General features: G+C 41.6%; 11 protein-coding genes. 8 read left to right on the forward strand and 3 right to left on the reverse strand.

The annotated features are described in order from the left end of the window. The first annotated feature begins 6 nt into the window (after window positions 1-6). The 6 genes from pdxA to C1E24_RS16405 all read left to right on the forward strand — a co-directional run bounded on the left by pdxA (window position 7) and on the right by C1E24_RS16405 (window position 7,133). Window positions 7-996, forward strand: coding sequence for a 4-hydroxythreonine-4-phosphate dehydrogenase PdxA (gene pdxA / locus C1E24_RS16380; protein ID WP_138483303.1), 990 nt, complete (start codon window positions 7-9; stop codon window positions 994-996). After that, window positions 996-1,802, forward strand: coding sequence for a 16S rRNA (adenine(1518)-N(6)/adenine(1519)-N(6))-dimethyltransferase RsmA (rsmA, locus tag C1E24_RS16385; protein WP_138483305.1), 807 nt, complete (start codon window positions 996-998; stop codon window positions 1,800-1,802). Before pdxA ends, rsmA begins: the two co-directional genes overlap by 1 nt. Beyond that, complete coding sequence (gene apaG / locus C1E24_RS16390) at window positions 1,786-2,175, forward strand: Co2+/Mg2+ efflux protein ApaG (RefSeq protein WP_138483307.1); 390 nt, start codon at window positions 1,786-1,788, stop codon at window positions 2,173-2,175. Before rsmA ends, apaG begins: the two co-directional genes overlap by 17 nt. A gap of 2 nt (window positions 2,176-2,177) precedes the next feature. After that, window positions 2,178-2,975: a symmetrical bis(5'-nucleosyl)-tetraphosphatase gene (locus C1E24_RS16395; protein ID WP_138483309.1), complete on the forward strand. Its 798-nt coding sequence runs from the start codon at window positions 2,178-2,180 to the stop codon at window positions 2,973-2,975. 113 nt (window positions 2,976-3,088) lie between these two features. Continuing rightward, a complete protein-coding gene (locus C1E24_RS16400; RefSeq protein ID WP_138483311.1) occupies window positions 3,089-5,104 on the forward strand; it encodes a HAMP domain-containing methyl-accepting chemotaxis protein in 2,016 nt (671 codons plus the stop codon). Window positions 5,105-5,495: 391 nt separating this feature from the next. Then, entirely contained in the window at window positions 5,496-7,133 is a 1,638-nt protein-coding gene (locus C1E24_RS16405) for a methyl-accepting chemotaxis protein (RefSeq protein WP_138483312.1), read from the forward strand. Window positions 7,134-7,211: 78 nt separating this feature from the next. Here C1E24_RS16405 and putP read toward each other — a convergent pair whose 3' ends face one another. Further along, window positions 7,212-8,696, reverse strand: coding sequence for a sodium/proline symporter PutP (putP, locus tag C1E24_RS16410; RefSeq protein WP_138483314.1), 1,485 nt, complete (start codon window positions 8,694-8,696; stop codon window positions 7,212-7,214). A 243-nt stretch (window positions 8,697-8,939) separates the two neighbouring features. On the opposite strand from putP, the gene C1E24_RS16415 reads away from it, so the two are divergent. Together C1E24_RS16415 and C1E24_RS16420 are read left to right on the forward strand one after the other, a co-directional pair. Further along, the gene (locus C1E24_RS16415) at window positions 8,940-10,166 is read left to right on the forward strand and encodes an EAL and HDOD domain-containing protein (RefSeq protein WP_138483316.1); all 1,227 of its coding nucleotides are present in this window, start codon (window positions 8,940-8,942) and stop codon (window positions 10,164-10,166) included. Between the two features lie 137 nt (window positions 10,167-10,303). Beyond that, on the forward strand, window positions 10,304-12,322 hold the full coding sequence (locus tag C1E24_RS16420) for a TonB-dependent copper receptor (protein WP_138483318.1): 2,019 nt from the start codon (window positions 10,304-10,306) through the stop codon (window positions 12,320-12,322). A 73-nt stretch (window positions 12,323-12,395) separates the two neighbouring features. Here C1E24_RS16420 and C1E24_RS16425 read toward each other — a convergent pair whose 3' ends face one another. Continuing rightward, entirely contained in the window at window positions 12,396-13,130 is a 735-nt protein-coding gene (locus tag C1E24_RS16425) for an MlaA family lipoprotein (protein ID WP_138483320.1), read from the reverse strand. Then, window positions 13,131-14,405 carry a c-type cytochrome biogenesis protein CcmI gene (gene ccmI / locus C1E24_RS16430; RefSeq protein WP_138483471.1) on the reverse strand — a complete coding sequence of 425 codons (1,275 nt, stop codon included), beginning with the start codon at window positions 14,403-14,405 and terminating at the stop codon, window positions 13,131-13,133. Window positions 14,406-14,409: the final 4 nt, after the last annotated feature.

A 14,409-nucleotide genomic window follows, 5' to 3' on the forward strand; every position in this document is an offset into this window, starting at 1 on the left:
TAATATATGACCATTCGTATCGCTATAACACCGGGTGAGCCAGCTGGCATTGGCCCTGATTTAGTTATCAAGCTGGCACAAAAAGCGTGGCCTGTACAACTCGTCGCTGTTGTTGATAAAACTATTTTAGAAAAGCGCGCAAAGGAATTAGGAGAAACAATTAACCTAATTCCTTTTAAAGACAATGACGCCCCTAGTTTAGCCCCCGCCGGTAGCTTATTTTATCTACAAATTGATAAAGGCGTTGAGGTTACACCTGGCGAGTTAAATGAAGCGAATGGTCAATACGTACTAGAGACGCTCAGAGTCGCATCTGAAAAGAATATGGACGGCACATTTGCCGCAGTTGTCACTGGCCCGGTTCATAAAGGTATCATCAACCAAGCAGGTATCTCTTTTAGCGGCCACACTGAGTTTTTTGCACAACAATCGAATACCCAAGATGTTGTTATGATGCTGGCTACTGAAGGACTAAGAGTCGCGCTTGTTACAACTCATATTCCACTTGCTTATGTATCAAGAGCAATCACGCACGACCGCCTTACAAAAGTCATCAATATTCTAAATCATGACTTGCAAACGAAATTCGGTATTGCTCAACCAAAAATCTTAGTCTGTGGTCTCAACCCTCATGCCGGTGAAGGCGGTCATCTAGGACGAGAAGAAATTGAAACGATTGAGCCTGCACTTGAATCACTGAATAGTCAGGGCATGACGCTTGTTGGCCCTCTTCCAGCAGATACACTTTTTCAAGCTAAATACCTAGATAATGCCGATGCGGTGCTTGCAATGTATCACGATCAAGGCTTGCCTGTGCTAAAATACAAAGGCTTTGGTAATTCAGTGAACATAACACTCGGTTTGCCTTTCGTTAGAACATCCGTTGATCATGGTACTGCTTTAGATTTAGCTGCCACAGGGCAGATCGAAGTCGGTAGTTTTGATTTAGCGATCCGCGAAGCTATTACGCTCGCCTCAAAAAAAGCAATGAATTAATGACAGATAACGTACATTTAGGTCACAGAGCACGTAAACGCTTTGGACAAAACTTTTTACACGATGACATGATCATCGACAAAATCGTCACCGCGATTGACCCTAAACCTTCAGATAACTTGGTTGAGATTGGCCCTGGTTTAGGTGCTATCACTGAACCAGTCACTGATTTAAGTGGTCAATTAACCGTTGTCGAGCTAGATAAAGACTTAGCAGAGAGATTAACGCAACATCCTTTCTTAGGACCTAAATTAACTGTTCATCAGGGCGATGCGATGAAATTCGACTTCGCAAGCCTTATCCGTGACGACGAGAAGTTAAAAGTCTTCGGTAACCTACCATACAATGTGTCTACGCCATTACTATTCCATTTATTTGAGTTTGTAGACAATATTGAACATATGCACTTTATGCTTCAAAAAGAAGTCGTTAAGCGTATGGTTGCAGGCCCAGGCTCTAAAGCGTTCGGTCGCTTAAGTGTGATGACACAGTATTACTGTCATGCAATGCCAGTAATAGATGTGCCGCCTGAGTGCTTTAAACCAGCCCCGAAAGTTGACTCTGCAGTCGTACGCTTAATTCCTAAAAAGCCTGAGCAGCGAACAGCGAAAAGCACTAAGTTATTGAACACTGTATGCTTAGAGGCGTTCAACCAGCGCAGAAAAACACTGCGTAATAGTCTTTCAAACCTGTTAACAGCGGATGAGCTCACAGCCTTAGGCATCGACCCTTCATTACGTGCAGAAAGTTTATCTCTGACTCAATTTATTGATATCGCAAATTGGATTTATGACAACAAGCAGTAACTTAGGATCACCTATCAAGGTATCTGTAGAAACCATGTATGTTGAGCACCAATCTCAACCAGAAAAAGATAAGTATGTTTTTGCCTACACTATCACTATCAAAAATCATAGTTTGTGTAACGCAAAATTAGAGAGCCGCTACTGGCTAATTACTGACGCGAATGGCAAAGAAACTGAAGTTGAGGGCGAAGGCGTCGTTGGTGAACGTCCGACTATTGCTCCTGGCGAATCTTATTCCTATACCAGTGGCGCGGTGCTAGACACACCGGTTGGCACGATGCAGGGGCACTATGTGATGAGAAACGAGTTTGGTACAGAGTTTCAAGCCCCGATTGATGTATTCAGGCTTTCTCGGCCAAACATTTTGCATTAATCATGGCTAATTACGCAGTCGGCGATTTGCAAGGGTGTTTTACCCCCTTCATTAAACTGCTATCTGAAGTCGGGTTTAATCCAAGTAAAGATCATCTATACCTTGTAGGTGATCTTATTGCGCGTGGACCTGACTCCCTCGCTTGCCTAGATTTTGTGTATCAAAACCAAGATGCCTTAACCGTTACTCTTGGCAATCATGACTTACACTTTATCGCTTGCTATCTCCTCGGCAAGCAACCAAACCCAAAAGACAATTTAGCCCCCGTATTTTCTAGTAAATTCTGCGAAAACTATGTTTCGTATTTAAGAACACAACCGCTCGCAGTTTATCTAAAAGATCACTCGACCTTTCTCTCTCATGCTGGTATTCACCCACATTGGAGTATCGAGCAAGCATTAAATTATGCACATATTGCAGAGCAAAACTACCGAAGTGATGAAGCAAATATCTTCTTTGAAAATATGTATGGCAGTAAGGATCCAGCCTATACTCCAAGCAAAGACTTTTTAACAAATTTCAAAATCACTGTTAATGTTTTCACAAGAATGCGTTTTTTAGAGCAATCAGGAAACTTGAATTTTTTTGAAAAAGGCAGCCCTCAGCAAAGTACTCTAATGCCTTGGTTTAGACATGAGCGCTTTGAAAGTGATAAAAATCGTTATGTCTTTGGTCACTGGGCAGCCCTTGATGGGGTAACCCATGTTGAAAACATGCTTGCTTTAGACACGGGTTGTGTCTGGGGTGGGAACATGACCTTAATGAACCTTGATACAGGTGAACGATATTTGAGCAAATAATTTGTTAATCCTCCCTTTTTACTGAATTATTTTGCTACATCTGCTATAAAATACTTAACTTATCAGTTACCAGACCGATATATTTACTGTCTTAAGCAACTTACGGAATCGATATGAATTTCACTGTTAGTCAACGTATTTGGGGTGGGTTTATTTTCATCACCTTGTTACTCCTTATGATTGGGGGTAATTCTCTCCTGAGAATTGCAAATATTGACAGCTCATCTCAGCAAGTGAATAACCTTTCTCTGCCAGCATTAACTAATAGCTCAGAGCTACAAGTAGAGTTCACACAGATGAGTAAACTCGCACAGAGTAGCTTTTTCGCATCCCAACCTTCAGAGCTAGCTCAATTGAAGTCTCAATTTGAAAAACGACAAGAAAACTTCAAAAATGCTTATCGTCAGTTGGAACAAGTCGTACAAAGCAACCCTGAGTTATCTCAACGCGCGCAAAAAGTAGGTAACACATTTAACAAATTTCTACCTACTGTAAATTTACTTCTAGACGATAAAGCCAGTACCCTGCAAATTAAAAAAGATTTGGTTACGCAACTTGAAGAAATAGAGCTAGCAGCAGAAGATGCAACAACGAGCGTGCTTGATATCCTTGATATCGGTGAACTAAAAGCGACTAGCCAAAGAGCTTTCCAAGCTGCATCAAGCCTTGAAAATCACTTTTCTAACTTGGTTACAAGCAGTAACGATCTAATTGCCGCTGATAACGCAAACACCGTTGACATTATTGCTAACGAGCAAAACTTTGCTATCAAGGAAATTGCTCGAAATATTGAGTTGATCAGAGGTCCTGTAAACTCCCTCGAACCTTCTTATTTAGAAGATTTAGAAGGGTATTATGGTGACTTAAAGGAACAAGTTGAAGGTCAAACTGGTTTAGCTGGTAATAAACGTGCGTTATTACAAACCGAAGCTAAAACTCGACAGGCTGTTAACGATTCAGAATTGGCTACTGAGGCCGCATTAAAACAACTCTCTGAACTAGTAGCGTTAGCAAATGAAGTAGCTTTAGAACTTCAGACTGGCGTGCGTGATGATGTGAGCGCAGCTAATTTATGGACTTGGGTTGGTATGCTTGCTGCAACACTTATAGCAGTGGGTGTTGCTTATGTTACCGTTCAACTTATTACCAAACCGCTTGCGGAAGTGAATAAGATCCTAACCATAGTTGCAAGTGGTGACATGACCCAACGCTTAGATGACAGCGCGCAAGATGAATTCGGCGAGCTTTCGCGAAGCTGTAACACGCTTATCACCAGTTTAAGAGAGCTAATTACTGGTATTGTATCTCGCTCTACTCAACTGGCTGCAGCTTCCGAGCAAACATCTATGATCACCACAGAGTCTAGTCAGGCAATTAAGAGTCAGCAGGCTCAAGTTGAGCAAGCTGCAACAGCGACCACAGAAATGAGCAGTACCTCTCATGGTGTCAGTAACAGCGCTCATCAGGCATTGCTAGAAATCAAGAATGCAGACAAAGAGGCTGAGCGTGTGAAAGGTATTTCACATGAGAACAAGCATACCATTGAGCAACTTGCTTCAGAAGTTGACGAAGCATCTCGTGTTATCAATAAGCTACATCAAGACAGTGCATCTATTGGTGGTATTTTAGATGTTATTCGAGGTATTGCTGAACAAACTAACCTGCTTGCGCTAAATGCAGCGATTGAGGCTGCGCGTGCGGGCGAACAAGGCCGAGGCTTTGCCGTTGTTGCAGATGAAGTAAGATCACTGGCGAGCAAAACTCAAGAGTCGACTCAAGAGATCCAATCAATGATTGAATCTCTGCAAGCGGGTGCTGAAGAAGCAGTAAACGCTATGTCAAAAGGCAAACAACAAGCGGTTTCTTGTGTCGAGCAGAGTGACTTAGCTAACGAAGCCTTAAACAGTATTACTCAAGCGGTTTCTCAAGCCCATGACGTCAGTGAGGAGATCTCAAATGCTGCTAACGAGCAACAACAAGTAGCCCAAGAGATCAGCGAACGCCTTGAGTCCATTGTTGCTATCGCCGAGCAAACCGCTGAAGGTTCGAACCAGACGTCGATTTCGAGTTCAGAAGTCGCGAAGCTCGCTGAAGAGCTCAGGCAGTCTGTAGAGCAATTTAGAGTCTAGATAAAATTACTCCTTAAAAAGCCCTCTTCACAGGGCTTTTTTATTGCATTTTCATTCATACCAATCCTCTTAATTTATCGGTCTATTTTGAGGCAAGGAAAATTAGAGTAAGTTTTAGTCCCTCAAAATGATCAAGTATTACTGATAATTGGTAATATAAATCACCATACAACTTTTGGCTTAAGACCAATCTCCTATTGCCTTGATCTAGAATAAAAAAACACTATAAACCCCTGTTTTAAATATATTTGATCACTCAAGTTGTGACAAAATCAAATCTCTAAACTAAGCTAAATTTTATTACTAGATGCAGATCCAACAGCATGCTTCTTCGCGCAAAAGCTGTTTTGCGTAGCTTAGATAAGCTTAAATATAAAAAGGTGGTGAATCTATGCAGTTTTTAAGAAACTTCTCAATATTTCAACGGCTGCTGATGATACTAGGTGTGGTCGCATTAGGCCTTGTGTTACTAAGTTTAACGAGTCTTCCGCAGCAATTTTCTAGTCTAGAACAGCAACAATATGAGAAAACCAAAAACCTCGTGGAGAACACATTTGGCATCATAGAGCATTTTCACGACTTGCAACAATCTGGTGAATTGACCCAAGATCAAGCTCAAAAAGCAGCCCTTGATGCTATTTCTAAGCTTCGCTACGACACTGACAATTACTATTGGATTAATGATTACAACCCAAATATGGTTATGCATCCAATGAAGCCACAATTAGTTGGCAAGTCACTCTCAGCAAGTAAAGACCCTGATGGCACATACCTATTTATGGAAATGGTCAAAATTGTCCGTCAACAAGGTGAAGGGTTTGTGCCTTATAAATGGCCAAAACCAGGTTTTGATGACCCTGTAGACAAAATCTCTTATGTTAAAGGGTTTGCGCCTTGGCAATGGATTTTGGGCTCTGGTGTTTATCTTGATTCTATTGAAGAAGACTTTGCAGAACTTAGAAATTTAATGATTATTGATGTAGTTGTCTTGCTTATCATTTTAGCCGCACTGATTTCTTTAATTAGCAATAGTATTCTCAACCCTGTCAATTTAGCGACTGAAATGATGAAGAACATTTCCCATGGCGAAGGTGATCTCACCCAACGGCTAGATGAGTCAGGCAAAGACGAGATATCACAATTAGCGAATTACTTTAACGCCTACACTGAAAAAATGCGCCACTCTATAGAGCGCGTTTCTCACAGTGCGACTGAGGTCGAACGACTTTCAAACTCAGTAGATGAAACAGGTAAAGTCAATTTGAATCATATTGAACATCAAAATGATAATAGTCGACAAGTTGCCACTGCGGTTGAACAGATGAGTATGCAGATCAGGGAAGTAAGCGAAAATGCCGAAGCCGCAGAGCACGCAGCTAATGACGCGCTTAAGAACAGTAACAATGGTAAACAAGTCGTCGCGAAAACTATCAGTGCAATAGAAACCTTATCGAGTAATATTCAAGAAGTCAGTGAGGTAACCACAGTGCTTGCTGAAGAAAGTAATAACATCGGCTCTGTACTAGATGTAATTAGAGGGATCTCAGAACAAACCAATTTACTGGCCTTAAATGCAGCAATAGAGGCAGCCAGAGCGGGTGAGCAAGGTCGTGGCTTTGCGGTTGTAGCTGATGAAGTAAGAACTCTTGCTAGCCGTACAGGGCAAAGTACCGATGAAATTCAAACCATGATTGAGAAATTGCAAAAAGGTGCTCAGGAAGCGGTGAGTGCTGTACAGGCAAGTCAGCAAATCTCTGAAAATACAGTAAAGCAAGTCGCAGAAGCCGATGAAGTGTTAAATGAAATAGAGCGACTCATCATGTCAATTACAGATATGAATAGCCATATAGCACGCGCAACAGAAGAGCAAAGCACAGCTGCACAGGAAGTAAACATCCGAATAACCGACCTGTCAGAAGCCACCGATCACTCTCTAGAAACGACACATGCACTGACTGAAGCCAGCTTAAGTTTAAAACAAGCAAGTCATCAATTATCTGAAATTGTAAAGAGTTTTAAGATCAATTAAGTAGAAGGTTATCAGTCAGTATTCAGTAAAAACAACAAAGGGAGCATATCGCTCCCTTTTAATTAATTAAAAATCACGCTATGCATTTAACTCTTGTTCATACTCGGCAAATTTATCGCTGATTTGCGCAGAAGGTTCGTCTGTGATTAAACTCACCACAACAATAGCAATTGAAGAAAGAATAAACCCAGGTACGATTTCATAGATGAAACTACTTAAAGACTGGCCATTGATTTGGATCGGCGCATAAATCCAAATAAGAACAGTCCCTGCTCCAACGAGCATGCCTGCTAATGCACCAGCAAAGTTCATACGTTTCCACAGTAAGCTAAATAATACTAACGGACCAAATGCCGCACCGAACCCTGCCCACGCATTACTTACCAGGTCTAAAATAGAGCTGTCACGGTCATACGCCAAATAGATAGCACACAATGCAACCAGCGCCACACTGATGCGACCTACTAATACAAGCTCTTTGTCTGTGGCATCACGGCGGATAAAGATTTTGTAAAAGTCTTCTGTTAAAGAACTTGAACTCACCAATAACTGCGAAGAAATTGTACTCATAATTGCTGCCAGAATAGCCGCCAGCAAGAAACCAGCTATGAGTGGATGGAATAATAACTGTGACAAAATCAAAAATATTGTTTCAGGATCGTCCACTACAAGGTTTTTTTCATGGGCATATGCAGCACCAAACAGACCTGTAAATACAGCGCCCAGCGCTGCAATTATCATCCAGCTCATACCAATACGACGCGCAACCGGCATGTCTTTTACACTTCTAACAGACATAAAGCGTACTATGATATGCGGTTGACCAAAATATCCTAGACCCCAAGACATGGCTGAGATAATGCCAATTGCTCCACCTGCGCCAATCCAAGTCAACATCTGCGGATTCAATTCATTAAGCGTGATAGAAAGTGGGTTATCTAGTAAAGAGAAAGTGACAAGAGGAACTAAAATTAAAGCCACAAACATAATACACCCTTGTACAAAGTCTGTAAGGCTTACAGCTAAGAACCCACCAAATAAAGTGTAAAGTACCACTACACCTGTTGTGATATATAAACCTGATTCATAGCTCATGCCGAATGAGTTCTCGAACAGCTTACCGCCAGCCACAACACCTGAAGAAGTGTATAACGTGAAGAAGATGATGATTACTAAAGCCGATACAATTCTTAGCGCATTACCTCTATCTTCAAAGCGATTTGCAAAATAATCCGGAATGGTGATGGCGTCGTTTGCTACTTCAGTATAAACACGTAGCCTTGGGGCAACTAACAAGTAGTTCAACCAGGCACCTATTACTAAGCCTGTTGCAATCCAAGTGCTGCTGAAGCCTGTCACAAACATTGCGCCCGGTAAGCCCATCAAAATCCAACCACTCATGTCTGAAGCGCCGGCAGAAAGAGCCGCAACACTAGGTGGCAAGCTACGACCACCTAACATATAACCTGAAACATCACTGGTTGACTTGCGATAAGCATACAAGCCAATACCTAACATCACGATAAAATATAAAACGAGAGATACTAAAGTACCTATTTCCAAAACTTACCTCCATTTACTCATTAAGAGAATCTTGGTTGGTGAATAAATATTAATCTTATTACCAATATGACTATAACATGTATGAAATACTAACCCCAGCCAAGTGCGGTTAACATCAAAGACACACACCAAACTAGGAACAAAGGATTAATACTGGATTGTTAATTGTAAATTAGTTAATGATTTAATACGCATTATATTTTATATTTATGATGTAAAAGTAAGTAACAGGATCAGTAGTACATGTATTTTTATGCAGCCCGACAACCTATTTTTGACCAAAACAAACAGCTTATGGGTTATGAGCTACTGTTTCGAGATGGCGTAGATAATGTTTTCCCAAATATAGATGGGGATGAAGCCACCTCTAAGCTGATTGAAGGCAGTCAGTTCAACTTTGGTTTAGAAGACTTAACGAATAGCAAACCTGCATATATTAATTTTACACTAGATACCATTCTCAAGGGTTACCCTAGCATGTTACCCAGTGAACAGGTCGTCATAGAAATTCTCGAAACCGTTCAACCGGGTAAGCGCTTACTTGCTGCTGTTCAAGAGCTAAAAAGTAAAGGCTATACTCTAGCCCTAGATGACTATAAGCATCAAAAGGTGTGGCGTCATTTTTATCCATACATAGACCAAATTAAAGTCGACCTGCTGATCACCTCAGATGAAGAGATTGCAGAGCTCATAGAAGCCACCAAAGAATTTAAAAATATTAAACTTGTTGCAGAAAAAGTAGAAACCAATGAGCAATTCGAAAAGGCCGTGGCACTAGGCTTTAGTTACTTCCAGGGCTACTTTTTTGCAAAACCTGAAATGGTGAAAAGCAAGTCGCTCCCCCCTTCAGAGATGGCACTTGCAGAGCTGCTTTATGAAACTTCTGTGGTTGATGTGGATATCAAAAAAATCACCTCAGTGTTTGAAAGAGACGTTAATCTATCATACAAGCTTCTTCGCTATTCTAATTCCGCTGCTTTCAAGCGCCGTGCTGAAATAAGCACAATCAAACAAGCGGTGGTCGTGCTTGGCAACCAAGAATTGAAAAAGTTTTTGTCTTTGTTGTTTGCTGCTCAAGTTTCATCTGAAAAACCTGTCGAGTTAATAAAACTGTCGTTAACACGTGCTCGCTTTTGCGAACTGCTCGCACAAAAACATAAGGGGATCCAAGACACAGGCATGGCTTTTCTAGTCGGCATGATGTCACTGATGGATGCGATTTTAGATGAAAGTATGGAAGGCGTTATGAAAAAGTTGCCTTTAAGTAACTTGATCAAAGAAGCCCTAGTGCAGAAACAAGGAATACTTGCTCAATACTTAGGCCTAATAAAAGCCTATGAGCAAGCCGACTGGGAGTTAACAGGTGAATACTGTGAACGCATAAAGTTTAGCAACGACTTATTACCTGAAATATATAATCAAGCTCTAGCTTGGGGTAACGAGCAGCTCCAAGTCATGGAGTGCGTTTAACTCGAAGTTAAATTGATATAAATCAATAACAAAGATGTCGTGCCTAAAAATCTGCTTAGGTGCGACAATCTGTCACATCCCTCTCCAAATAAAAATCTATAAACTGCCCACAACTCTTTAAATCTCTGGGCTTTTAAATGAAAAAATCAATCCTAAGTGGACTTATCTGCACCGTATTAAGTGGTTATGCTGTAGCTGATGACATAGAAAAAATCGTTGTCATAGCACCAATGCAAACACCACTCAATATAAAAACCGATCCTAAATTGCCAAGGCAGCCCTTGCCTGCTCAAGATGCGTCAGATTTACTCTCAAGTATCAGTGGCTTTTCATTAATCAAAAAAGGGGCTGCAAGCTCAGATCCAGTCTTTAGAGGTCAAGCAGGCTCGCGCTTGAATATTCTAACTGATGGCAACCTCACCTTAGGTGGATGTGGAAATCGTATGGACCCTCCAACGGCTTATATTACACCACAAAGCTATGACACGCTTACCGTAATAAAAGGTCCACAAACAGTATTATATGGACCAGGTAACAGCGCTGCGACCGTATTATTTGAGCGTGATAGTTACAGAATGGATAAAGCTGGTATAGAGGGTTTTAGTAACCTAGTGCTTGCCAATGCGGGGCGTCGGGGTATTAATTCCCAGCTTAAATTTGGAGATCAAAACTACTTTGCCAATATATCAGCCAGCTATAACAAAGCGGACAATTATAAAGATGGCAATGACACGCATGTGCATTCAGGGTACGAGAAGTGGAATACCGATTTAGAGTTCGCTTACACACCAAGTGACGATAAGATTATTAGCCTTTCACTTGGGCGTAGTGATGGCGAAGTTGCTTATGCTGATAGAGCAATGGACGGAAGTTTATTTGATAGAACTCATAGTGCAATTAAATTCGATTGGTTACTTGAAGGCACCGTCATTAAGCGCATTGAAGGGCAAGTTTTTTACAATTATGTCGATCATATTATGGACAACTTCTCATTACGTGATTTCTTTGCAACACCAATGAACAAAACGCCTAGAGCGATGAACCCTGACAGAACAACTTACGGCGGGAAGTTTTTAGCACACGGTGAGTACAATAAAACGAGCAAGTTTAGCATTGGCGTTGATCATCAAAGTAATGAGCACACAAATCGTATGTCTATGAATATCAATATGATGCCAATTGACAATGAAACGCGTACTACCGACGGACATTTTGAGCAGTTTGGCGTGTTTGCTGAATACGAATTTAGTCTAGAAGAAAACAAACAATGGGTATCGGGCTTGCGCGTAGACAGGTGGCAAGCAACTGATGAACGCAAAATGGCCGGTTCAATGATGATGATGTCCCCTAACCCGACTGCTTCTCAGACCCGAAAGTCATCTTTGTATAGTGGGTTCACAAGATTTCAAGCACAAACCGAAAATACCAGTTACTTTGCTGGCTTCGGTTATGTAGAGCGATTTCCTGATTATTGGGAATTATTAGGTGCGGGTCGAAGCAGCGAAAAGACAATAAGTGCTTTTAACACAAAGCATGAAGCCACAAGTCAATTCGATTTAGGCTTAGTCCACCAGACTGATAAGTGGCAAAGCTCAGCTTCTGTTTTCTACAATCAAACCGATGACTTTATTCTCATCGACAATACGTTTGAGAAAATGGGCAAACCGGCAAAAGTAACTCGCAACGTTGACTCTGAGAGCTTTGGTTTTGAGTTAGACAGCAAATATTCACTGACGAAGTCATTATCAACCGGTGCAAGTATCAGCTGGGTAAGAGCTACAAATCTAACTGATCATAGACCATTAGCGCAACAACCGGCTTTACAGGCTCGCTTTACACTTGATTACGCTCTGAAAGATTGGCAACTTGGCATGCTTTGGCGTGTTGTACAAAAGCAACATCGTATAGCCATTGGTCAAGGTAATATTGCAGGTCAAGACGTCTCAGAGTCCACCGGTTACGGTGTACTGTCTGTGAATGCTAACTATAGCCAAAGTCAAAATATAGACTGGAGTTTTGGTATAGATAATTTACTCGACAAAGCCTACAGCGAGCACTTAAGTCGTGCAGGTGCGGCTGTCAATGGCTATGAGCAGACCAGCAGAGTGAATGAAGCGGGGTTAACTGCTTGGCTTAACCTCAACTGGCGCTTTTAACTCTTAGGGTTAGTGTTAGATAAAGAAAAAGCCAAGTCATTGACTTGGCTTTCTATTGAGTATGCTTGCGCTCTTAAAGATTCTCTAAGAAGTCTTCATCAAAATCTTCAACTTCTTCTTCTTTGATTGGTGGGTTACCATCATGCAGCTCGTAAAGTTGACGCTGGAAGTAGATATCTTTCATGAACACATACGGGTCTAGTGACTCACGAAGTAGCTTCTCTTGCGATAATAAACTCGCACGCGTATCAATTGCTCTCACAGCAAAAACTAATAGGCTTTGAGGTGTAGACATCGCAAGTTCAGGTAAGACAAACTTGTCTACCACGTCACCCGTGATGTTTCTAGCGGTAGACGGTCCATAACCTGGCAACATCAAATATGCGCCATCGCCAACGCCCCATACACCTAAAGTCTGCCCGAAATCTTCATCTTTATGTTTTAAACCTAATGAGCTTGCAACATCAAAGAGACCAAAAATACCCACTGTTGAATTCACCAAGAACCGCGCGGTATTGATGCCTGTATCTTTTGGTTTTCCCTGCAATAAAGCATTCACCGCATCTGTTGGCGCTGCAATATTGGTAGTAAACGCATAGACACTTTTTCTAACCGGATCATTTGTTACGGCAAGGTATCCTTCGGCGACAGGCTTCAAAATATATGCATCAAGTACATCCATATTGAAGTCATAGACCGTTCTGTTGATACTTTGAAGCGGATCTCGCTCATCAACTTTTTCAGGGGCAACCGTCGCACACCCAGAAATAATGAGTGCAGCAAACGCGGATAATATAGGTTTTAACATTTAGCTTCCTGTGCTGGTTATTACACGACTGATCTCAACACGCACAATTGACGGCGCATTATCTAAGGCTATCACGTCTGATTGACCTTCTAAGTCGCCCGCCTGCACCGTTACAGCTTCATCACTTGAAACTCGGGCAGTGATCTCAACTTTTTCAAAATTAGAAAGCTTCAGATCAGGCATCATAGCCATGCTGTCATCAAGTGTAACAGTAATCGGAAATTGAAATTGTTTTAATTTGTTCACAGCCAATGGCATTGGTGGGCCATTATGGGCTTTAGCAAAAATAAACAGCGTGGCATTGTCTGGTAACTGACTTGCTATAGAATCATTTAATGAGACAGATATCGTCAATGACGCACCTGCAGGAGCCTGGTTTTCTTCATGTGCGTGCGCATCAGGATTAATTTTATGTTCGATATCATGAATACGCTCTGAAATCATGGCATAGCGAGGGTCATCTTGGGTCATAGAAGACTGCAGTACTTCAAATGCGGCTTTGGCTTCTTCCCAGTCTTGACGCTCATATGCGATTAATGCCAATAGCGAAATCGCATCCATATTACTTGGATCAGACTGTAAAACCTTAGATAGCATTCTCGCAGCACGATTCATGCTTGGATCTGTACCTTCAATTAATAACACTTGGCTGAAGTTCACCAATACATTGTTATTATCAGGCTGCATCACCAGTGCTTTCTCAAAAGCTTGCTTGGCCATATCATTATCACCCAGTGACATAGCAACACGGCCTAACAGCATCCAAGCAACGGCATCATCGCCACTTTCTGCCAGCTTTGTGCGCAGACCTAAAGCAAATGCTTGAAGTTCATTTTGAGACAGTGGTTCACCTTGCTGTAAAACCGCACGCTCACCAAATTCTGGCAACCTATCTATGGCAGTGTACCAGTCTTCTATTTGCTTTTGACTACCTGTAAAGCCATAAAATACGGCACTTACTGCAACTAAAAAAGCCAAACCGGTTAGCGCGAATATACGGTTATTACCTCGAGCATTAAGCTGCTTCTCAGGAGATAATTCATTAAGCAGGCGGCGTTTTAACTCAACAATTGATTCGTTGTAAGCTGTTTGCTCAATTTTTTTATCCGCAAACTCTTGTTCTAAATCATCTAGGCGCTGTTGGTAAATGGCAATACGCTCTGCATTGGCATCAGAATCAACCGCGATGACCTTTTCACGTCGTAAAAATGGCACCACAACAAATAAAGCGGCAAGAATAGATAATAGAGCGAACATGCCCCACATTTGCGTCATTGCG

It is taken from the genome of Pseudoalteromonas phenolica, from assembly GCF_005876835.1.
GTDB classification, from domain to species: Bacteria; Pseudomonadota; Gammaproteobacteria; order Enterobacterales; family Alteromonadaceae; genus Pseudoalteromonas; species Pseudoalteromonas phenolica_B.